The 22,065-nt window shown below is 36.2% G+C and carries 14 protein-coding genes and 7 pseudogenes; 7 read left to right on the top strand and 14 right to left on the bottom strand.

Translation table 11 applies throughout. The features are described 5' to 3' along the window. Nucleotides 1-335 precede the first annotated feature (335 nt). Nucleotides 336-533 carry a hypothetical protein gene (locus tag RJ01_RS16660; protein ID WP_004779908.1) on the bottom strand — a complete coding sequence of 66 codons (198 nt, stop codon included), beginning with the start codon at nucleotides 531-533 and terminating at the stop codon, nucleotides 336-338. A gap of 431 nt (nucleotides 534-964) precedes the next feature. On the opposite strand from RJ01_RS16660, the gene RJ01_RS14465 reads away from it, so the two are divergent. The 4 genes from RJ01_RS14465 to RJ01_RS14450 all read left to right on the top strand — a co-directional run bounded on the left by RJ01_RS14465 (nucleotide 965) and on the right by RJ01_RS14450 (nucleotide 4,048). Beyond that, nucleotides 965-1,501, top strand: coding sequence for a porin family protein (locus RJ01_RS14465; protein ID WP_034171602.1), 537 nt, complete (start codon nucleotides 965-967; stop codon nucleotides 1,499-1,501). A 250-nt stretch (nucleotides 1,502-1,751) separates the two neighbouring features. Then, the gene (locus RJ01_RS14460; protein WP_034171601.1) at nucleotides 1,752-2,780 is read left to right on the top strand and encodes a MerR family transcriptional regulator; all 1,029 of its coding nucleotides are present in this window, start codon (nucleotides 1,752-1,754) and stop codon (nucleotides 2,778-2,780) included. Nucleotides 2,781-2,889: 109 nt separating this feature from the next. Continuing rightward, on the top strand, nucleotides 2,890-3,549 hold the full coding sequence (locus RJ01_RS14455; protein WP_034171600.1) for an HAD-IA family hydrolase: 660 nt from the start codon (nucleotides 2,890-2,892) through the stop codon (nucleotides 3,547-3,549). Nucleotides 3,550-3,607: 58 nt separating this feature from the next. Beyond that, a complete protein-coding gene (locus tag RJ01_RS14450; RefSeq protein WP_034171599.1) occupies nucleotides 3,608-4,048 on the top strand; it encodes an SRPBCC domain-containing protein in 441 nt (146 codons plus the stop codon). Nucleotides 4,049-4,208: 160 nt separating this feature from the next. Here the strand turns inward: RJ01_RS14450 and RJ01_RS14445 are convergent, their stop codons facing one another. The 3 genes and pseudogenes from RJ01_RS14445 to RJ01_RS16820 all read right to left on the bottom strand — a co-directional run. Beyond that, nucleotides 4,209-4,550 carry a hypothetical protein gene (locus tag RJ01_RS14445; RefSeq protein ID WP_005237660.1) on the bottom strand — a complete coding sequence of 114 codons (342 nt, stop codon included), beginning with the start codon at nucleotides 4,548-4,550 and terminating at the stop codon, nucleotides 4,209-4,211. 200 nt (nucleotides 4,551-4,750) lie between these two features. Next, a complete protein-coding gene (locus RJ01_RS14440) occupies nucleotides 4,751-5,317 on the bottom strand; it encodes a plasmid replication DNA-binding protein (RefSeq protein WP_034171598.1) in 567 nt (188 codons plus the stop codon). A 374-nt stretch (nucleotides 5,318-5,691) separates the two neighbouring features. Continuing rightward, nucleotides 5,692-5,909 (bottom strand): annotated as a pseudogene (locus RJ01_RS16820) (hypothetical protein); the annotation flags it as partial. Nucleotides 5,910-6,292: 383 nt separating this feature from the next. On the opposite strand from RJ01_RS16820, the pseudogene RJ01_RS16215 reads away from it, so the two are divergent. Beyond that, nucleotides 6,293-6,394, top strand: a pseudogene (locus RJ01_RS16215) (IS5/IS1182 family transposase); the annotation flags it as partial. A gap of 70 nt (nucleotides 6,395-6,464) precedes the next feature. On the opposite strand, the pseudogene RJ01_RS14430 reads toward RJ01_RS16215, so the two are convergent. From RJ01_RS14430 to RJ01_RS14380, 10 genes and pseudogenes are all read right to left on the bottom strand, one after another. Then, nucleotides 6,465-9,053: pseudogene (locus tag RJ01_RS14430) on the bottom strand (tyrosine-type recombinase/integrase); the annotation flags it as partial. A 9-nt stretch (nucleotides 9,054-9,062) separates the two neighbouring features. Further along, nucleotides 9,063-9,810: pseudogene (locus RJ01_RS15990) on the bottom strand (IS5 family transposase). Nucleotides 9,811-9,869: 59 nt separating this feature from the next. Continuing rightward, a pseudogene (locus tag RJ01_RS16655) lies at nucleotides 9,870-12,330 on the bottom strand (site-specific integrase); the annotation flags it as partial. After that, entirely contained in the window at nucleotides 12,327-12,998 is a 672-nt protein-coding gene (locus RJ01_RS14410; protein WP_034171596.1) for a hypothetical protein, read from the bottom strand. The pseudogene RJ01_RS16655 and the gene RJ01_RS14410, both read right to left, overlap by 4 nt. Before the next feature lie 208 nt (nucleotides 12,999-13,206). After that, a pseudogene (locus RJ01_RS15985) lies at nucleotides 13,207-13,461 on the bottom strand (transposase); the annotation flags it as partial. A 167-nt stretch (nucleotides 13,462-13,628) separates the two neighbouring features. Then, nucleotides 13,629-16,295, bottom strand: a complete 2,667-nt coding sequence (locus RJ01_RS14405) for an excinuclease ABC subunit UvrA (protein WP_034171595.1) — start codon at nucleotides 16,293-16,295, stop codon at nucleotides 13,629-13,631. Nucleotides 16,296-16,338: 43 nt separating this feature from the next. Then, nucleotides 16,339-17,561 (bottom strand): annotated as a pseudogene (locus tag RJ01_RS14400) (IS256 family transposase). A 93-nt stretch (nucleotides 17,562-17,654) separates the two neighbouring features. Beyond that, nucleotides 17,655-18,632: an MDR family oxidoreductase gene (locus RJ01_RS14390; protein ID WP_034171592.1), complete on the bottom strand. Its 978-nt coding sequence runs from the start codon at nucleotides 18,630-18,632 to the stop codon at nucleotides 17,655-17,657. Nucleotides 18,633-18,713: 81 nt separating this feature from the next. Then, the gene (locus RJ01_RS14385; protein ID WP_034171591.1) at nucleotides 18,714-19,358 is read right to left on the bottom strand and encodes a TetR/AcrR family transcriptional regulator; all 645 of its coding nucleotides are present in this window, start codon (nucleotides 19,356-19,358) and stop codon (nucleotides 18,714-18,716) included. Nucleotides 19,359-19,699: 341 nt separating this feature from the next. Beyond that, nucleotides 19,700-20,599 (bottom strand): LysR family transcriptional regulator, encoded by a 900-nt coding sequence (locus tag RJ01_RS14380; protein ID WP_004779974.1) that lies wholly within the window; start codon nucleotides 20,597-20,599, stop codon nucleotides 19,700-19,702. A gap of 101 nt (nucleotides 20,600-20,700) precedes the next feature. Between RJ01_RS14380 and RJ01_RS14375 the strand changes: the two genes are divergently transcribed. Both RJ01_RS14375 and RJ01_RS14370 read left to right on the top strand, forming a co-directional pair. Beyond that, nucleotides 20,701-21,144, top strand: a complete 444-nt coding sequence (locus RJ01_RS14375; RefSeq protein ID WP_034171590.1) for a CidA/LrgA family protein — start codon at nucleotides 20,701-20,703, stop codon at nucleotides 21,142-21,144. Nucleotides 21,145-21,146: 2 nt separating this feature from the next. Next, on the top strand, nucleotides 21,147-21,830 hold the full coding sequence (locus tag RJ01_RS14370) for an LrgB family protein (protein WP_004779971.1): 684 nt from the start codon (nucleotides 21,147-21,149) through the stop codon (nucleotides 21,828-21,830). Nucleotides 21,831-22,065 lie beyond the last annotated feature (235 nt).

Raw genomic sequence — 22,065 nt, 5'->3', positions numbered from 1 at the left:
AAAAGTCTCCGACAAACCCGGTACGGTTCATAATGGTAGTTATGCGAAACTAGTAGGCTTTACGCGGAATTCTTAGCATATTCATCTTTTGTCTTATATCTTTTTTTACCTATTGGTAAAATATATTCATAACTTATAGAGTAAAAAAGTAGGTAATTAAGAAAAAAATTACAGCGATTTATAAGCCTTATAGTTCCGGGAGAGACTATAAGGCTTTTTCTTTATCTTAAAATTCATATATCTATACTATTTTGATAAACAAAAGCATGGCTGAAAGCCATGTTCTGGGAATTCGTATAAGGGGGTATTATGTTAATTTTAGAAAATTTTAAGAATTAACTCTCAAGTAACTGCCCTATTTCCAACCTACTATATCCTCGCTCTTTTAGAACTAAAACAATAGCTTTTCTATAGTCATCAGAACTGGAGGTCTTATATTTTATGATTAATTGATTCTCTGACTTCAGTTCAAGGGCATTCTTATAGGTTAAGACTTCAGTAGAAATCTTATTAAAAATATTTAGATTAAACATACAGGTACTCTTCATCCTGTTATAGCGGCCCGACTACAACAAATACCTGCCTTAGCTTAGCTAGGCACCCTTGGCAGCAAGGATTACAAATTAAGAAAGGTTCTGCAAGTTTTCGAAAGCTATAAGGATGAATAATCAACTAAAATCATTGTTATTTAACATAATGGGCGTTATACGAACTTAAAAAATTGAGACTATAGCATTAATCTTTATGTATTTTTAAAATTTAAAGCCTAGCCAAGTGTCTAGGCTTTTTGATTTCGCATAACCCCCATTATGTTAAATAGAAAAGATTATTTATTAATCAAAAACCATCTTACTAATTAGTATAAATTTATTGCAAATTTTTATTTATATTTCCAATATATGCAAATCCTTTAAATCAATGATTTATGGGTTTTTATATAACTTCAATATTCATGAGATATACAATGAAAAAACTGCTTTTGGTATCACTTCTTGGGGCTGTTGCAGCAACTACGGCAAATGCTGGTAATACAACAATTCAGCCATATGTAGGCGCTGGCTATACATTTTTAAATAACGATAATGTTGATGTACATTTTCTAGGCCTGAATGGTGGTTTGCAATTTAATGAATATGTTGGTGCTGAAGTATTCTGGAATAAATCTGTGAATGACATCGAGTTCGATGGCGATTTAGAAGAACTTGGTGTAAGAACTGATGCCGATGTTCAATACTATGGTATTGGCTTAACAGCTAAATATCCTTTAGCAAATAACTTCTATGCTAAAGGTATGGCTGGTTATGCACGTGTTGACCTGGATGTAGATGCTACTTATCTAGGTTATACAGTTTCAACTAGCGAAGATGATTCAGGTTTAATCATTCAGGCTGGAGCTGGCTATAACTTCACTCCAAACTTAGCTGCAGAAGTGGCTTATACACACGTTAATGCGTTTGATGGCTTTAATGGTGTAAATGCTCAATTAAAATATAACTTCTAATTTGTTGAGTAAAAGAGCGAGGAGAAAATCCTCGCTTTTTTTTGGGGCTTACAACAGAATTTCGTATAACGCCCATTATGTTAAATGGATACGAAATTTTTGGAATATAAAAAATTCTACTACCTAAATAAATAAAACATTAGAAATGTAAATTATTTGCCATAAATATTTTTTATAGCTTAGATACTTGACCCTAACGTAACGTTAGCCTCTAGCATAAGACACGCCTAAGGAATAAAGGAGTCAAAAGATGTTATTACAAGTCGGTGAACTGGCTAAGCGGACAGGGTTAACTATTCGCACCCTTCATCACTATGACGATATCGGTTTACTTCAGCCTTCGGCCCGCTCCGACGCCGGTTACCGACTTTACAGTCGTCAAGATATTACTCGCTTATACCAAATTCAGGCATTGCGAGGGCTTGGAATGACATTGGCAGAAATTGGCGCGGTTCTTAATAGTCCAAACCTGGCACTCGCCCCATTAATTGATCGGCAGATTCAGGCAATCGATCAGATGATCATTAAGCAGACTCAACTGCGCTATCGTTTGAGCAGTCTCAAAAATCAACTGATGAATGGTGAAGAGCTGGAACTGGACAATTGGCTAAAAACACTGGAGCTTATGTCTATGTACGAACAATATTTTACAAAAGAGGAACTTGCAGATCTGACTTTTTTACAGGCAGACAGTAAACAACAAAAAGAATGGGAAGCGCTTGTCGTCGAAGCGAATGCACTCTTTAAGGCCGGAGAATCTTCTAGTAGTGAAACTGCCCAAAACCTGGCTTCACGCTGGATGCTGACTCTCGAACAGAATACGGCTGCTAATCCTGAATGGTTGGCTAAATTGAATAGCATGCATTCAGCTGAATCGGCATTTCAGGAAAAATTGGGTGTGCATCCGGAAGTGGTTGAGTTTCTACTTGAAGCATTTGCCGAGAGTAAGCTGAACGTTTTTGCACGTTATTTATCCGAGGAGGAATTTGCTTTTATGAAGCAAAATTATGCACGTGAGATGAAAAATTGGCCCCAGTTATTGATCGGATTGGAGAAGGCCATTCATGCTGGGATTGAACCTGACAGTGAACAAGCAAAATGTTTAGCACAGCAATGGCTCTCCATGTTACAAGGTTACGCAGGCAAAAATCCGGCGACACATGCGAAGATTCGCAATGCCATGCAAAATGAACCAAGTCTTGCCGAGGGAACCTGGCTCAAACCTACCACTTTGCAATTTTTAGAAAAAGCAGTATCAGCTTTAATGCGTTGTGCTTAGTACATGCTTACCTCTATTCAAATAATCAAAGTAGTATGGCTATCCCATAATTTGGGGTAGTCATTAAGTTTATGATTTTAAAATATTTTATATAGAGTAAGTAGAGTAAATGGTATTCTCACAAACTTATTCAACTAGAGTATATAAGTTGGTTATTTTCGATTTTGATGGAACCTTAGCAGATTCCTTTCCTTTCTTTGTTTCAACTATAAATCATCTAGCTGACATGCATTCTTTCAAGAAGATTTATTTAGATGAGGTTGAATCTTTTAGGGAAATATCTTCCCGAGAGATAATGAAAAATCTTGGGATACCAGTATGGAAACTACCTGCGATTACTCAGAGTTTTATAAAACTTATGAAGGTAAATTCTTCAAAGATTCCTCTATTTGATCATACAGATGAAATGCTTGCACACCTTAATGAACATGGAATTACAGTGGGATTAGTTTCTTCAAATGGATACGAAAATGTGACCAGTGTTCTTGGTTCAAGCTGTCGATACTTTAGTTACTTTGAATGCGGTGCATCTTTTTTTGGAAAAGCATCTAGGTTAAAGCAGCTTTTAAAAAAAGCAGACTTTAAACCCTCAGAAACTATCTATATTGGTGATCAGATTACCGATTATGAAGCAGCTAGATCGGTAGGAATTGCTTTCGGTGCAGTTTTATGGGGTTACAGTACAGAAAAACTTTTAAAGAAACTGTCACCTGATGAGACATTTGAAAATGTGTCTGCCATAAAGAGGATTACTGTCAGCAAAAAATAACCCTACTAAATTATGCTTATAAGCAGAGAATCGCCATTCTAGATACCAGAGGTAAATTATGCTTTCTTTAAAGATAACTACACATATTGATATTAATGCGACACCGGAACAAGTTTGGCAGGTACTGACTGACTTTAAATCGTATGAGAGTTGGAATCCCTTTAACCGTAAAGTTGAAGGAAAGTTAAACATAGGTGAAAAACTAAAGATTAGGATTCATCCAACTAAGAAAAAAGCAATGGAATTTAAGCCTACACTATTGGAAGTTAAAAATGCTCAGTCTTTAAGTTGGCTAGGTCACTTTCTAATACCTGGTCTTTTAGATGGTAATCATCGTTTTGAAATTTACTCTCAAGAGAATGGAAAAACCCATCTCGTACACTCTGACAGATTTAGTGGTGTGCTTGTACCTATAATGCATAAAAACTTGACACATATAACGAAAGATTTTGAATATATGAATCAATCTCTAAAATTATTTGTAGAATCAAAAAATTAGATCCGAAATTATATGGCAATCAGTTTTTATCGTTATTAAAAACAGATACATGTAGGCACTTCACTTCTTGATTATTTCAGCTTTTTAATTCATCTAAAATTAACATAATACGGATTATACGAAGCCCTGACCCTAGATCAGGGCTTTATTTATCTCTACCTTAGATTTCAATAAGTATTGATTCGCCTGTAGAACAGTCGCCATTACGCCATTGCCAGTTTTCAATTAACTTAATTTTCCCATTGGCTTGGATCTCAATCTCAGTATTACATTCACCTATACGTAATTCATTCATCTGATTGATGTGGTGGTACGCCATAGTGAAAGTTTTTTCAGAAGTCATGAAACCTAGTAAATGTCCATTGGTAATACTGCCACCAGAATAGGTAGCTTCTATACACTCACCTACTTGGTAATAATTAAAAACAGTCTCGTGAGATACTTCTCCATTAGATGTATTTTTAGCATTTACAAATTTTTTATTATTTAGATTTAAGTTCACTTCTACTCTTTAATTTCCCTAAAATTAACATAATACACCTTATATGAAATGCGTTATAATTCCGCTTACAAATCAAAGCTGTAGTTCCTTTTTTGCCCAACCTCCCCAAGGTGGGCTTTTTTTTTATGATTTTTCACGTTCGACGCTTATTATTTAATCAAAGTTTCACGACTTTATTCATATGGGTTAAACAATCGTGGTTAATCATAGGGTCTAAAAAAACGGCTCCAAAAGCCTCTTTTCTCAGGCACTGGTTCAATGTGTTTAGGCACCAGAATGCGCTTATTTTCTTTTTGATCTGGAGTAGTCAATCCGTCATGTTTGTCGTTATCTACATTCAATGTAGGTTCTACTTGAGATGAACTAGATTGCACTGAAGATTGATCTGAAGTTGGTGTGGAATGAACCTGAGTTGGCCTCATTTCAATTAGGGTAAGTAATGTATCAATACGAGAATTTGCTTTAGCTTCGCGATCTTCTGCTTTTTCTAACTGTTTCTTTAGAAAATCGATCTGATTCTTTAGTTCAATAACTGTATTGTCGGTGTATTCAGGTGTATTTATAGTTTGTGTTGGAGACGTATCAGTATGTTTTGAGTGTTTTCCACTAAAAGGTTCACCATAAACGCGGAGTAACTCAGAGAAGTCGATAGAGCCATCATGATCACGACTTAATACCCCATTTTTTATATCTTTATAAAGTGTAGCACGAGATTTTTTATACAATGTAGCTGCATCACTAACACTGTATTTTGTACTTGTTTTCATGGTGTATTACTGTGTATTTACGATACGTATTGGAGAATACAATAAGTGTATTCTCCAATACACTCAAGGTTTGAAGCCTAAGTTTCTTAGATTTGGTAAAAATTGCTTTTGTTGTATTGGATCTCTGAGCATTTCTTTGATTTTGACAGCGAGAGATTCATAACTTTCACCTCCTACAGCTAAATTAGAAAATTCAGGTAATCGAGACAGCTGGTTACCAAACATGTAAGCTTGCTGTAAAATTTTTATCAAGAGTTTTTTGTTATGAAAAAATTATAACTATTAATAAGAAATAGTAAAATAAGCTATTGTTTATTAAAAAAAACATAATTTTTTATTGAGAATTTAAGTTACTAGAATATAAATTGATGTTTTTGATCTTCTGTACAATCCTCAATAAAGTTTGCAATTTCTTGCACGCTCCAATATTCTGTAGAACGCTGGTTATTCGCTTTAAATAAACATTTGATGATTGGATGTTTTTCAAAATCAGTTAGTGCTACTTCAAAATTGTCACGCTGCATTGAAGGTGACATTTCTTCTGCAACATGACTTTATGCTGAATGATATTTAATAATAGCAAACTAAGCATAATAGGCACAAAAAACTGTTAAAGCAGTTTTAATACTTCTGTAGTAATTTTCAGGTTTCCACGCCTGATTACAGATTTTGCTGTAACCTAATTATCAAATGGGTATCTTTTTCTTTGAGCAAACCAAATTAGAATCTTTTATTGCTTTGTAAATGAAAAATATAAATAAATAACGTATGGATCAAATTGAAAGCGAAGAAAAAAATCAAATTTGCGGATTTTCAGCGCTTTTAATCACTTATTAAGCTTAGGCTATTTCCCCTAAGGAATCATGTTACATAGCTTCCAGCAGCAGACAAAACACAATAGATAATGCGATGTTTTTTGGTTCTGTTGATCCATAAAAAATACTTAAGTCTCTATTATTAAGCTATAAATGAGCAGCAAGAAATTTTCCTAGTCAGGTAAATGATATTCATGCACGCGTAGCTATCTTGAACGAATTCACAGAATTTGGCTGCACTTACATCCAAGTTGTCACTTGAAATTAGCTCAATTAAGGTAGCGCTGTCTTTCAAACCTTTGTGTAACAAAGCGTGCGTAAGTCATATATACTTAGATTCTGATATGATCTCCAATCGCTAAATATCGTACACTCAACCACGCAAGTACCCATCGCACGGCGCTTAATGACGCTTGTTGAGACATTATTCTAAAATAATCATATTTATTATGTTTCATCACTACTGGAAAAAACTGATGTTCTATAAGAAGTGAAAGCATAGGTTTATCTTCTGCGGTAAAATGCATCAATACTTTTGTTACATTACTTTCATACAACCATTTTTTTATTAACCAATTATAAGTTTCTGATTGGTTTTGTTCTAAATAATCAAATCGCTCTAAAATCTCTTGTGCAGAATTAAAATCTACAGTACTGAGTAATTCAGGCAAACGTGCTAACTTTCCTTGTGTCGATAATGGATGTCTTCCTATATTTGAACCACGTTTACCTGACGGAATGTTTGCCATCATAATTAAAGCTTTCTTCCAGGACTCAATATCTAATCGTGGCTGCCCCTGCCCACAAATAAGATACCGCTCAATATCTTCAAACTTTTGAAATAATTCGTGTTTAATTACTTTTCCAGTCGAATTCCCTCTTTTTTGAGCATAGATGACCCACATCTGACTTTGTCTTTTTTTGAGTACATATTTTTCGATGGTGTCTCTCAACTCATATTTTAGATTACCATTCTGTTGATGAATCGCTTGGAAATGCCTGAATAAATTACTCCGACTCATGACTCGGTTAAAAAATGCAGTATGTAAATTGGGTTGCTGTTGTTGCATGCTATAGGCATAAGTAGCTAGAAATAAGATATGAATATAATGCTTTAACGTTGTCGATTCATGTAAATGTCCAAGCACTCGACTAATCGCCTTAATCCCTTGCCCAACCTGTCCTTCATTGCCTACTAGCGTATTAAATTGCTCATTCGATGGCATCCAAGTTTGTAGCCATGGAAGTTCTATCGTCAGCACTTTAAAATCCACCACTGTTTGCAAACACTTTAAAGTATATGCACTTGCAAACGTATGTCTTAAATGATGTAAGCTGAGATCAACATCTCCAGTGACTTTCTTTAATATTTGAGATATTTGATCAAAAAAAGGCCTATGCCCACTATTCTCATCAGACATTAATATTGAATCTTTTTTATTCTTATAAATATTATCTAATCCCTTTTGAATCGTCTGACTTAATAAATTCATCGGAACAACACGTTCTGATCCAAGTGTTTTTAACTGATGCTCACCATAAGGACGAATTCGGAGCATATCTTCATCAATATCTAAGGGCCGTAAATGAAGTGTCTCTGAACGGCGTACACCCATCGCCGCAGATAAACGAAAATGACGCTGAATCTCTAGACGTAAAGCAGCATCATTCACCCCAGATTCTACAGATTGTAATATTTGAACGATCTGCTGCACTTCATTTTTTGAAAAAACTTTAGCACTTGCTTGATGCGCTGTACACTTGTGTAACTTTATACGATCATTATTTAACTGAATTAAAAAATCTCTAAAGCGATTCCACGCTGCGAGATGCTTGCGGTGTGGAAAATGCTCTTGCGTCAACTCCATCCATTTTTGAAATACATCTTCATCAATCTGGCTATCTTTTGTTAAATCTTCTGAAAACCCCAATATACCTGCACTGACAATGGCCAAATGTAGATGAATCATATTTCGATTCTGTAGACTTAACTCTTCTGCATCACAGCGTAAAATCAACCATTGCACAAAGCACGTTAATAAATTGACTGAGTAGTGATTCGTTTTATTATTGGCAAGCTGTTTAAGCCAAATGCTTGACCTAGACTCACCTTTTAGTTGCTGAATCATCACTAAAATATCAGACAAATGTAGTTGCTCATCGCCTATTTCTATTTCACTTTCAGGCTCAGTGCTATCTAAACCTATGGTTAATTTTTCATATTCGGATAATCGTAATAATTCATTTATTGAAAAATCTTCAGTCAGGACTTGGCCTGATATATAACCTGCAATCAACGGAGTGCTATTTAACATCACCTTTTGCTGTAAAGCTTTCAACCATTGAGCTAACGATAGAGTTGACTTAAGTCCTATTTGTTTTAAATATGTATTAAAACACTTTTGCCAAGCCTTTCTTTGTTGATCTTTTGACTGTGCTAAAATAATTTTTAATCGGGGCTGTAGATACTGTCGGTCTACTAAAATTAAAGTCGAGACATAAGGACTTAACAGTACTGTACGGCGTATCTTCGTCACAGATCTATCATTATTCACTGCCAGCTCAATAAGCCGACTATATCCCATAGCGACTATAGGCTGATCAGAAGCAATAAACTCTAACATTGCTTGTAAATGGCTTACTCTGCACAATTGTGAATACATCGAGAGTACAACCAGCAAACGTCCTATTTCAACATCAAAATTTTGATGTTCAGGTAAATGTTCTAAATCCCTCTTAATAACATCAAGTAAGTTTTGTTCTATATAACACCATGTACTAAAACTATTTTCAGATGTCAGCCATGTACGATGCGCCTTTTGAGGTAGCTGAACGAATAAAGGAATTTTCGCTTCATCGCGAATATAAGCACAATATGCTTTAATCGCTTGAGGCAAATCAATATTTTTATCTTTAGCTAGGGCGTGTCATCAATTAAGCCATATTATGCTTGAGGCAAGATAGATTGCTGACAGGAAGTTTTGAGCCAATTTATCATAGCGCGTAGCCATACCTCGATACTGCTTGAGCTTGGCGAAGAAATTCTCGATCAGATGTCTTGCCTTATACAGATGCTGGTCATAATCACGCTGTTCAAGCGCGTTACTTTTCGATGGCATCACGATCTGACCCTTGATCTTATGGATTGGATCAATCACCCGATCCTTAGAATTATAGGCTTTATCCATGAGCCAAGTCTGACTTAACGATAAATCCAGCAGCACATCAGCACCATTTAAGTCATGAGCCTGCCCGGCACTGAGATAAAATCCTGTTGGGTTGCCTAAAGCATCAGTACGGGCATGAATTTTGGTACTTAAGCCACCTTTACTGCGTCCAATCGCCTGTTCTTTTTTTTCCGGCGCTGTGTTGATGAGCGCGCACAATCGTTGAGTCTAGCATGGCATATTCATTATCACTTTCATGTGATAGCACTTCAAAAACTTTCTGCCATACGCCTGCCTTAGCCCAACGGCTAAAGCGAGTGTGCACGACTCTAAAATCCCCAAAACGTTCTGGTAAGTCTCGCCACGGAATACCTGAACGATACCGATACAATACTGCTTCAACAAATAGCCTGTTATCTTTAGCAGTTACTCCAACAGTACTTGCTCGTCCGGGCAACAGATCCTTAATCTGTTCCCACTGATCATCTCTTAATGCATAGCGTTTAGTCATGAAAAGATAATGAGGACAGATTAGATTTTCTCAAGCTAATTGATGACAGGCCCTAAATTTGAGGCTAATAGATGTCCAAGCTCTAAAGCTACTTGTGGCTCAGGATTTTTCTCAAAAATCAGCGGATAATAGGACTTATAGTCTGGGTTTTTGAGCCATTCTTTTACATCATTTTCAGAAAACTCTATTCTAGGCTTTGTCTCTACCTGTAATGTTTTAGTCTCTTGAGTTAAAACAAATGTTGGAATATCCTTGATTTTTAAAAAATCAAAATCTTCAAGACACTCGAAACCTAATTGTTTTTGCAAGTTTTCTTGTACATCAAGCCACTGTTTTTTAAAGGCTGATACAGGAAATACGGATAACATATCCCATGGATGGCGACCCCTTACCCAGTGCCCAAGTCCAGCGTCCTTGAACCGTCCAGGTAACTGATTATAATCAGAGCGAACCAACTTCCGTGCCCAATTTCTAACTAAACCTTCAATCTGATGAGGAGCACAAAGTTACACAGCATAAGATGATAAATCAACACGTGGTTCAACTTGCTCCCCTAGCATTCCCATCAAACCACGTAAACCTTGAATCTGTTTGATCAACGCTTGCGTCAATGGCACATAACGATCGGTTGATTCATCTTGATGATGTTTATCTTGAATCAATGCCCAGCCTTGCTGACTGATCCACTTTGGAAAGGGCTGCTTAATTCCTCGTCCTGCAGTTGCAAGATTCATCCATAATGCTGTATACAATGTTAAGTTATCAAAGAGCGTCTGCCAATCTTTCTGTTCGGCAGCATGATTTATTCTCTTTTTTATTCGTGTAATTTCATTTTGTATTTCAATAATCTTTATTCCAATTGGGCTACCCACCCGCTTATTGGAAGAGTATATATATTCAGGAATATTAATTTTTATCGTTCTTAAACAAGCAGCCCAGAGTTGCTCAAGTTGCCTCTGTTCAAAAGAGGCATAATGAATCAAGTTATCATAATTTCGACCTGATGCATTAGTCACTGCTTTAACGACAGCTAAATCACCTTGGCTATGATCATATAACAACCGTGGAAGAATATCTCGAATGCTTTTGAGGCTGATTTCTAGCTCTTTAGGTACACGGTTAATCAGTTCACTCACGTCACGTTCAACTGCCATATGATGTCTTGTAATCCCAAGATTTTTGACTTGACTCACTAAATCATTGAGTTCAATCGGTAAAACCAAATGTAATTCATTGGTCCATGGCACATGAAATTTAGAATCTTCTGGTTTTTTTTTGAGTGTCGGTGTCCCTGCAAACACACTTAATACATATGCAGATAAAGTATGATCATACTGAATAGCAATATTATTCTGATCTGCATTTTGATTAAAACGAGGCGCTGTTAATTCACTCACCGAACGTCCTGTGAGTAAACTTAACATTAAAGCTAATTTTGCGCGTAAAATTAAGCTGGTATCAGTATGAGATGGTTGACAGAGCCTAAACACTTCTTGAATCGAATTTAATGACAATCGCCATTTGATCCAAACTAAACCAACATTTGTAGCTTCAACATGCTGAGAAGTAGATTTAGATGCATAAAACCCTCGAATTAAATCGGATTTTTCTGCCAAAAAAAATGTAAACAATGGCTCCAATGGTGTTTCATCTTCTTCAATCTCATCATCCTCAAATACTTCAGATACTAGACCACGATGAATTTCATCTACATCCTCTAAAGGTTGAATAGCAATACTTAATGAGCCGTATCGTTGCAAGATCAGTTTTCTATGCTTTAAACCTATACGGTGTAAAAATTCTCGACGTTTTTTGTTATTTTTTTGCCGATTATTTTGCCAGATTTGTGATAAAAATAGCTTTAATGCATAATAAATTTTATTTAATTGTTCATCTTTATTATGAACAGACATTAACTGAATCAGTTGTTTCGGAGAATTTTGAAGCAGTGATGCTTTTACGTCTTCTAAAATCTGTGTATTACCAGCATCACCTAATAGCCTAATCGCTAAAAAAGCATTGTACACACGAGATCCTTTTTGGTCTTTCAGCTTTATGCTTCCATCACCCGTTAAATAACTACTATAAAGCCCTAGGGTATGTACTTTTTTTTTGAAAGTTAAATATTTGCTCTAAAAACCAAATAATTACTTTATCAAAACTCTCATTATTATGATTTTTTCCTGCTTGAATCAATAGCAAATCACAAATTCCACTGTCTCCAGTGTATGGACGTAATGGCGTGGGTGTATGTCTGTTTCTATCTATTGTTTCTGAGAAAAAATGTGCATATTTCTTAGAATCCTGCAATCTACTAATGATCTTTAACGTATTAAGCTCATCACGAAATTCTGGTAATTCATCATCCCCAATCAATGTGAAGATTCGCTGACAAATGACAACGATACCGGCTAAGCTATAATGTGCACGTAATAAAAATAATGCTCGGAGGAGTATTTGTTCTTCTATAGGGGTATTCTGGTTTATCCATTCTTTCAGTTGCTGAAAATAAATATTCATAGCCTACTCCTAAGACGATAAATCCATGCTTTCTCAAAGTCTGTTAAAGCTAAAGCAACTTCTGCCGTTGGCGCCAAACGAACAATTTGCTTTTGATATTTTTGATAAAGTTCTTCTAGTTGAGGTAAAAGCACAAAAAAGTCAGCTATGTGAAAATAGGGTTGCACAGACTTGTCCAGCTCTTTCACTTTAATTCTTTCTAATGGCAAAAGCTTCTGGGCGATATAACCAGCTAAAACATTTTCGATTAAAAAATTACCACTCACCACCGGTGATGCCCAATTAATCAATTCTTGAACAAAGGAAATCGGCAGCTTTTTTAAAAAATGCTGTGTATTTAAAAATAAAATCATTTCTTCTGGATCTAAACTCTTTAGTCGAAGTTGGCCTGCAACCACCATCTTGTCCTGTGCTTTATCCACTTTACCCCAGTGCCTTCTTTTCACACTATCCTTTAGAGTTTTTACCTTACATAAATCCCTATCGACAGCAAGCAGTAACTTACGATATATCGCGAGCAGTAGTAATGCTTGATTTTTAATTTTTTTTGAAGACTCACTGCTTATTTCCTCATTGAGTAACATCATTTTCAAAACTAAAGCTGGGCATGGTTTTTCAAACCTACCTTCAGATATTGTTAATGCATCAATGAGCAATGGTGTCATCATTTTTTCTGCACAGGTAAATTATTTTTAGCGTTAAAATAATAGAATATTATAGTCCCAAAATTAACAAAATAAAATCAAATATATTTTATATTTTCTAAAAAAGTATTTGATTTATATGATTTATTTACTAACTTTGTTTTTATACTAAATATGCTTTGTCTTCTACAAAGCGTACTGTACGAATATCACTGATATTCGGGGCTGCTCAGCCGCAAAATTTAATCAGACTTTGCACAAAGCCAGTGACTATATCTAAAGATAGGCGGAATAAGGATTTAATCATTAAGCAGCATTGGATAGCTGCGTCGGAGTAGGTTTGATTTCGTCCTTGTTCGCCTTTTGATGGAGCATACCATTGCGTAGCAGGATCAAACCAAATGGCAATATTTCCGCGACTCATGAGTGCTCGGTTATATGCGGGCCAATTGGTTATGCGGCAGATTTTGTGTGTAGGCTTCTTCATTTGAAAATTATATCGCTGAAAAAGCCGTTACAGATAGGTTTGTGCAACAAAGCCCTTAGTTGAAAAAAAACTTTTAGATTTCATGCTCACACACCACCTAAAAATAAAAATATCTAATTGATTTTACAGGCTTTTAATTTAAGGTTTTATTCTACCCACTCGCAATATCAACGTTTAGTATCACGACTCACTAACTCATTAACTAAATATGGAGCAGTACGGCTATCTTGATTTTCTGTTATTTGTTTTGGTGTTCCTACCACAACAATATTCCCACCAGCATTTCCAGCACCTGGTCCCACATCAATCACCCAATCTGCTTGTGCAACGGCACGCATATCATGCTCAATCATAACCACGGTATTACCCGCATCGACTAATCGCTGCAATTGAACTAACAATCGATCTACATCTGATGGATGCAAACCTGTAGTTGGCTCATCAAGTATATACAGTGTATTTCCACGCTGATTGCGTTGCAGCTCGGTCGCCAATTTAATACGTTGCGCTTCTCCACCAGATAGTTCAGTCGCTGGTTGCCCTAAACGTAAATAACCAAGGCCAATTTCCTTTAATAATTGTAGTGAACGAGCAATCGAGACCTCTCCATCAAGAAAATCACGTGCTTCATTGACGGTCATTCCTAATACTTCAGCAATATTACGTCCATTCCAGCGAATTTTCAGAGTGTCATCATTATATCGAGCACCATGACATGTCGGACAAGGGGCATATACACTTGGCATAAACAATAATTCTACACTGACAAAGCCTTCACCTTCACAAGTTTCACATCGCCCTTTAGCCACATTAAACGAAAAACGTCCAGCATCATAATGAGCTTGGCGAGCTTCAGGAGTCCCAGCAAATAACTTTCTAACATGATCAAATAAACCCGTATAAGTTGCCAGATTAGAACGTGGAGTACGGCCAATTGGTTTTTGATCAACCTGTACCAGACGCTGTATAGCCTCCACATCACCAGCCAGAGAACCCTGTGTAACCTCGGTAACCAACATTCCTTCATTTAAAGGATTATTTTCATTATTGTTTTCAGTTTCAGATTCATTGCCTAAATATGAAAGTACTAACTCGGGTAAAGCTTGAGAAACGAGACTAGATTTACCTGAACCTGAAATACCTGTAACTGCTGTAAGTACACCAAGAGGTATACGAGCATCAATATTATGCAGGTTATGTCGGTAAATATTGTTAAGTTCAAGCCAACCAGAGGGTGTACGTCCATAACTTTGAGTAACTGGGATTTTATTAAATAAATAACTTGCAGTACGTGAAGCTGAAATCTCACTTAAACCCTGAGGTACTCCACTATATAAAATATTACCACCTTGCTCTCCTGCATCTGGTCCAACATCCACTAACCATTGAGCACGACGCATGAGCTCTAAATCATGCTCTACAACAAATACGGAGTTTCCAGCGTCTCTTAATTTATCGAGAGAATCATATAATGACTGACTATCTGAAGGATGTAATCCAGCAGATGGTTCATCCAGTACATAAACTACACCAAATAGCATAGAACTTAATTGTGTTGCTAACCGCAAACGTTGTAACTCTCCCGCTGAAAGAGTCGGTGTGGCTCTATCTAATGTTAGATAACCAAGACCTAACTGGCGTAATTGATTTAAACGCCCCACCACACCATTTGCTAAACGCTGGGCAGCAATTTTCTTTTCATCTGAAAGTGCTGACGTACGTCTTACATCTGGAGATACAGAATGCACTGCTCTACCTGTTGTTGCTCGTTCAGATCTATCAAGTTGGGTTACTTTATTATTAGTCTTTTCTCCAGCATCATGAGCGTCGAAATTGCCAAGAACAATGGGCTCAAGCAGGCAAGTTAACTTATCCAAAGAAAGTTGCATAAACTCACCAATATCTACTCCAGCAAAGGTAATAGATAAGGCTTCTGGTTTAAGGCGTTTACCATGACAGGAAGGGCATATTTTTCCTTCCATAAAACGTGAAACACGTTTTTTCATCAACGTACTTTGGGTATTAGCAAAAGTATGAAGGACATAGCGACGAGCACCAGTGAAAGTGCCCATATAGCTGGGTTCTAGTTTACGTTTAAGTGCAGATTGAGTCTCAGCGGGGCTTAAACCAGCATAGACAGGAACTGTTGGGGTTTCTTCAGTAAATAAAATCCAGTCTCTATCCGATTGCGGTAAATCTTTCCATGGTCGATCAACATCATACCCTAGGGTTACTAGGATATCGCGTAAGTTTTGCCCGTGCCAAGCAGGTGGCCATGATGCGATAGCTCTCTCACGAATACTGAGTGTTGGGTCAGGAACCATTGTCGATTCTGTAACTTCATAAATGTGACCTAAACCATGACAGGTAGGACAAGCACCTTGAGGAGTGTTCGGTGAAAAGTCCTCGGCATATAACATTGGCTGATCGGCAGGATATGCACCAACACGCGAATAAATCATTCGCACGAGATTTGATAAAGTTGTTACACTTCCAACAGAAGAACGGGTATTACTTGCACCACGTTGTTGTTGCAATGCTACTGCTGGTGGTAGACCATCAATAGCATCAACATCTGGTACTCCGGCCTGATCTATTAAGCGTCTTGCATAAGGTGCAACAGATTCGAAATATCTTCTTTGTGCTTCAGCAAAAATAGTTCCAAAAGCAAGTGATGATTTTCCTGAACCCGATACACCTGAGAAAACAACAAGTGCATTTCTTGGGATAGAAACATCTACATCCTTAAGGTTATGCTCACGTGCACCTCGAACTTCAATACAATTATTAGATAAAGTAATGTTATTGTGTTCACCAAAAGAATGTATTTTCATGTTTCTACGAGCCTGTAAATTATTTTGTGTAAGTCTCATTTTTTTATAAATGATCTTTTAATCGATCATCGAACTGAATCGTAAACCAATTGATTGCTAAACGCCAATTTTGAATTGGCATGGTCCATTTTTTAGCAGCATTTGAAGTTGCTAAATAAATGACCTTTTTCACTGAATCATCAGAAGAGAAGATCTTTCTCTTTTTAGTTGAATGGCGGATCACGCTATTCAATGATTCAATTGCATTTGTTGTATAAATCGCATGACGTATTTCAGCAGGATAGCTAAAGATCGTTCGGATATTTTCCCAATTTGCCCGCCAGGATTCTCCAATTTTTGGATACTGGTGATTCCATTGATCGCAGAAGATATCTTGGGACTTTAAAGGATTTTCCTCTGTACTTGCCTGATAGATCGCCATCAATCCTGCTGTTACAACTTTGTAGTCCTTCCAGCTCACAAATCTCAGGCTATTGCATACAACATGTACAATACACAGCTGGATATCAGTATGAGGGTAGACAGAGGCTATCGCATCAGGAAAGCCTTTTAGTCCTGAGAAGCGCTGCTTCGCAAGGCAGACTACAAGAATATCTTGCACTCCTCGATTTTTAAGCTCTGTCATGACTGATAGCCAGAATTTGGAACCTTCTGTTTGAGCAAGCCACATGCCAAGAAGTTCTTTTTGGCCATCCAGGTTAATGCCTAATGCTAAATAAACTGATTTATTGATTACTGTTGAATGCTGACGAACCTTAACAACAATGCAATCTAAATAGACAATAGGATAAAGACTATCGAGTGTTCTATTTTGCCATTCTGTCACTTGTTCAATGACAGCATCCGTCACCTTACTAATAAGGGAGGCAGATACATCGACATCGTACATTTCTTTAAAAAAGCAACAATTTCTCTATTTTTCATTCCCTTCGCATATAACGAAAGAATTTGATCATCCATGTTAGTAATGCGTGTTTGATGCTTCTTAATAATCTGTGGTTCAAAAGAGCCATCACGATCACGAGGGATATCTAAAGCAAGCTGCCCATCTTGTGTTAGAACTGTTTTGGAGCTAAAACCATTACATGCATTAGATCCTTTCTTAGGTTGATGCTTTTCATAGCCTAAATGTTCAGAAAGCTCAGTATTCAGAGCGGTTTCGATCATGAACTTTTTAAATATGGCCGTCATTTGGTTTAAATCTTCAGGAGTTTTTAAACTTTTAGCTAATTCAGCTGCCATACTTTTGATTGTAGCTTCATCCATGTGAAGTACCTCTTTTTATTATCCTCAGTAGGATAAATGAAAATTAAGTACTTACACAAAATTTAGAACAGTCCCACAACTCATTTTGTTAAACTATATCTGTACAACAACTCTACCTCGAATTTTTCCATCTAAAATTTCATTTGAAATATTTAAAGCATCTGTCAACTGAATTTCAGTCGTTACTGTTTCTAATTTTGTCTGATCTAATTCTGTAGCCAAACGTTCCCATGCTTCTTTTCTTAATTCGATTGGTGCCATCACGCTATCAATTCCATATAAGGTAATCCCTCTTAGAATAAATGGAGCAACTGTTGCTGGAAAATCCATTCCGCCTGCCAACCCACACGCAGCAACTGCACCACGATATTTTGTACTTGCACATGCATTGGCTAAAGTATGGCTTCCAACAGTATCAATTACGCCAACCCAAACTTCTTTGTTTAATGGCTTTCCTGGGGAAGATAATTCAATACGATTAATAATTTCACTCGCACCTAGATAGGTTAAATATTCTGACTCTTGAGGTCGACCAGTTGAAGCTGTAATCTCATAACCAAGATGATTCAAAATAATAATGGCAATACTACCTACTCCACCATTTGCACCTGTCACTAAAATTTTTCCATCACTTGGTTTAATACCATGTTTTTGTAAAGCCATGACACACAACATTGCGGTATAACCTGCTGTACCAATAACCATCGTATCTTTAAAAGAAAAAGCAGAAGGTTTTTGTATGAGCCAATCACCAGAAACAGTGACTTGCTCGGCTAGCCCTCCAAAATACTTTTCACCCACTCCCCAACCATTCAGTAGAACTTCATCTCTTTCTTTCCATGCTGGATGTTTTGATTCAATCACAACACCCGAAAAATCGATGCCTGGGGTCAAAGGAAAACTACGCACCACTGGTGAACGCCCAGTAATGGCTAAAGCATCTTTATAATTGAGTGTTGAATATTTGACTTCGACTCTAACCTCTCCTTCTTGTAAAGGCTTTGATGCAATCTCAGTAATTTGTGATGTGTAACCTGCTTCATCTTTATTAATTACAATACCTTTGTACATAGAACTTCCTCTCCATTTAATTAGACTGATTGTCTAGAATTAATTAAAAAATAAATACAGACGTCTGCATTTATTTTTTAATTAACTTTTTACGTGATTTTGTTGTTTTACAGCTAAAGTAAACAAGCGATAAAATGCATCTAAGGGACTTATTGATTTGACCAAACGTGCTCTTAGAACTGCACCTTCCCACCCAATCCAAAACTGATAAGCAGCTTCATCGCAATCAGCTAGGCTATATTGTGAATTTGACTGATGTAGGCAGTCAGAAACTAATTTCTCCCATACCTTGAAGATACTTTCGATTCGGGCAATGATTTCTTGTGGCAAATACGACACTTCTTGTCCTAAGTTACCTAAAATACAACCTCGTTTAAAATCATATTTTTGCATTTTTTCACCCGCATCTTTTATAAAATTTTGCAGCTTTTCTAGTGGGCAAAGATCAGTTTGACTTAAAAACTTATTCAATCGCTTCACAAAATAAAGTTCATAAGCATCTAAGACTTCTAAAATAAAAGCCTCTTTATTTACAAAATAATGGTAGAAAGACCCTTTAGGAACTTGGACTGATTTCATGAGATCATCCAAGCTCATAGCATTCATTCCACGTTCGGTCAGTAACTCGATACCTCGGTGGATTAAAACTTCTTTAGTGTCTGCATAGTTACAACCGTGTTTGGTTGGTCGACCACGTGGTCTTTTGGGTGAGGAAGAATAATTCATATAATAAAAATAGACTATGTGACTAGAAATAACAACAATAAGATTATTTGATTGAAAATTTTATCTAAACGTCATCTAGTTCTCTTTTTTCACAGTACTTAGTCATTCATATAAATGCTCTTAAAAATCCTATAAGTTCATGAACTAATTTTTTATAAATTTCTATTATTTTTCTTCAAAATATTGAAATTAATAAATATATTGTAAAAATAATTTATAAACTAGATTTTAGGTAAACATAAGTTAAATAGACCTAAATTCCTTAATGCGATAGAACCGATGAATTAAACAGCCAAAACTGATTGTAACGACAATCAAAAACTGGTTGTAAAAGCATTGAACTAAAAGTGAATTTTCTGTTTATGATCTTTTACAATATTTAGCCATGCTCTAGTTGCAGGACTCATTGCTATAGTCGTATTCCAGGCCATACTTAAAGTCCAATTTAAACCTGGATTTTCCAATACGGCAGTGTTGAATTTTTCCTGATCTAATTGCTGGCAATATATTTGAGGAAGTAATGCGATTCCCATATTTGATTCAACCATTTTTGCAATAAAGTCCCATTGACTGCTTTTACAGACAACTTTAGGTTCAAAACCTACTGTATTTGCTGCTTTAATAATCATACTATTCAAAGTAAAGGTATCAGAAAATAATAGAAAGGATTCTTCTTTTAATTCGATCAAATTTACAGTTTTCCTATTTCTCCACTGTGAATCTTTTATGGATAGTAAACACATTGCTGAATCAACAACTGGGATTGACGCAAAAGTCGGTCGAAAATTACCAAGTAAAATACCAACATCAATACGTTTATCTGCAATTGCTTCCTCAATACTATTTGAGCCTACCTCTAAAAAACTAAGCTGTATATCCGGATGTTGCTTATGAAATAAGGCAATAAGTGAACTAAATAAGACAGAACCTAATGGTGGTAAACCTAAAGTCAGTTTACCCTTTTTAAGTAACTTAACTTGCTCAATCGTGTTATATATTTTTTCATGTTCTGACAGTATGTTTAATGCATGCTGATAAATCAGTTCGCCTGTATAAGTCAGTACGACTTCACGTTTTCTTCCTGCTTCACCTTTTTTAAATAGTGCTGTTCCCAACTCTTCTTCTAAGCTTTTAATGATCTTGCTTAAAGTCGGTTGCGTCATAAACAAACGTACTGCAGCTAAACTAAAACTCTGGCTATTAACAGTTTCAACAAAAATTTTAAGTGATTTTAGATCCATAAATTATTCCAATATAGAATAATATTTATAAAATTATTCATTATTTCACATACGTACAGCATATAAAATTACCTTATCTTCAAAATCAAGCTGTGATATTAATGCCTGTACAAATCGAACATTCGACCCGACTCAAATATATCAGTAAAATCATTTTGCAAATCAGTTTATTACTTGCTTTCTGGTGGATTGGCAGCATACTTCAATCCTTATTTAAACTTCCAGTATCTGGTGCAGTGATCGGGCTTTTTATTGTTTTAGCAGGTTTATTGACTGGATTTTTTAAACTTGAATGGATCAAGAGTGGCTCCGATTTTATTTTGGGTGAATTGGTTTTATTCTTTATTCCCTGTTTTGTTGGACTAATTAAATATAAACATCTTTTTTTAACAGAAGGCTGGCAATTAATCTTTGCTGTTATTCTGGGCACCATTTGTGTCATGGTGGTTACAGCATATAGTGTACATCTTGGCTTTCATTTTGAAAATAAAATCAAGAATAATCGCTCCCAATCTCTGCGTAATATAGATCAGGATGGAAAATAATCATGACTTTAATCGCCATTGTTTGTCTGATTTCAACTTTACTTTTTTATACTGTCGTAAAAAAAATCCATCAAAAATATCCTTATCTCATTTTATCACCAGCGATACTACCCCCTATCCTTCTGATTATTTTAATCTTATCTTTGAATATATCCTATGATACGTATATGCAAGATAACCAATGGATTGTCTGGATGTTAGGCCCTGCAACAGTCGCCTTTGCCATTCCAATTTATGAATACCGTGAAATAATCAAAACACATCTACTTTCTATCAGTATGGGCGTGGTGATAGGGATGCTAGCAGGAATGATCAGTTCATTTTATTTGGCTAAGCTGTTTAATTTTGATCAGTCAACGACCTATAGCTTAATGGCGCGTTCCATTTCTACACCTTTTGCAATGGAGTTGAGCAATCATATAGGTGGCTCTGTCGAACTGGTTATTTTGTTTACCATGATTACTGGTGTTATAGGTATGATCATTGGTGATATTGTGCTAGCCGCCTTACCGTTAAAATCTCATTTTGTCATGGGTGCATCTTTGGGCAACGCAGCACATGGATTTGGAACGACTAAAGCCTATAGTCGTGATAAAGAAGAAGGGGTGATTGCCAGCTTAACAATGGTACTTGCTGGTATTTTTATGGTTTTGGTAGGTCCTTTTCTGGTTCATCTGCTTGTATAGTTTGGTTCTGTCGTATTAAGGAATTTAGCTACATTCAAGATAGTGGTGATTATATGAATGCAAAAATGCGAGCTTATACCTCCCATTTTAGTCTTTAATTCACTTTTTCGCTTCGTCATAAACTATGCTATCAGCTCGTTTTCTAACGGTGTTCAGCAAGATAACTACCTAATCATCTTCGGTGGTGTTTCAATATGCTGAAAAAAATAGGTTGGCTTTTGATAAGATAGTGAGG

Origin of the sequence: Acinetobacter sp. YZS-X1-1 (assembly GCF_000804305.1) — a bacterium.
GTDB classification, from domain to species: domain Bacteria; phylum Pseudomonadota; class Gammaproteobacteria; order Pseudomonadales; family Moraxellaceae; genus Acinetobacter; species Acinetobacter variabilis.
This window is presented reverse-complemented; position numbering and strand designations above follow the sequence as displayed.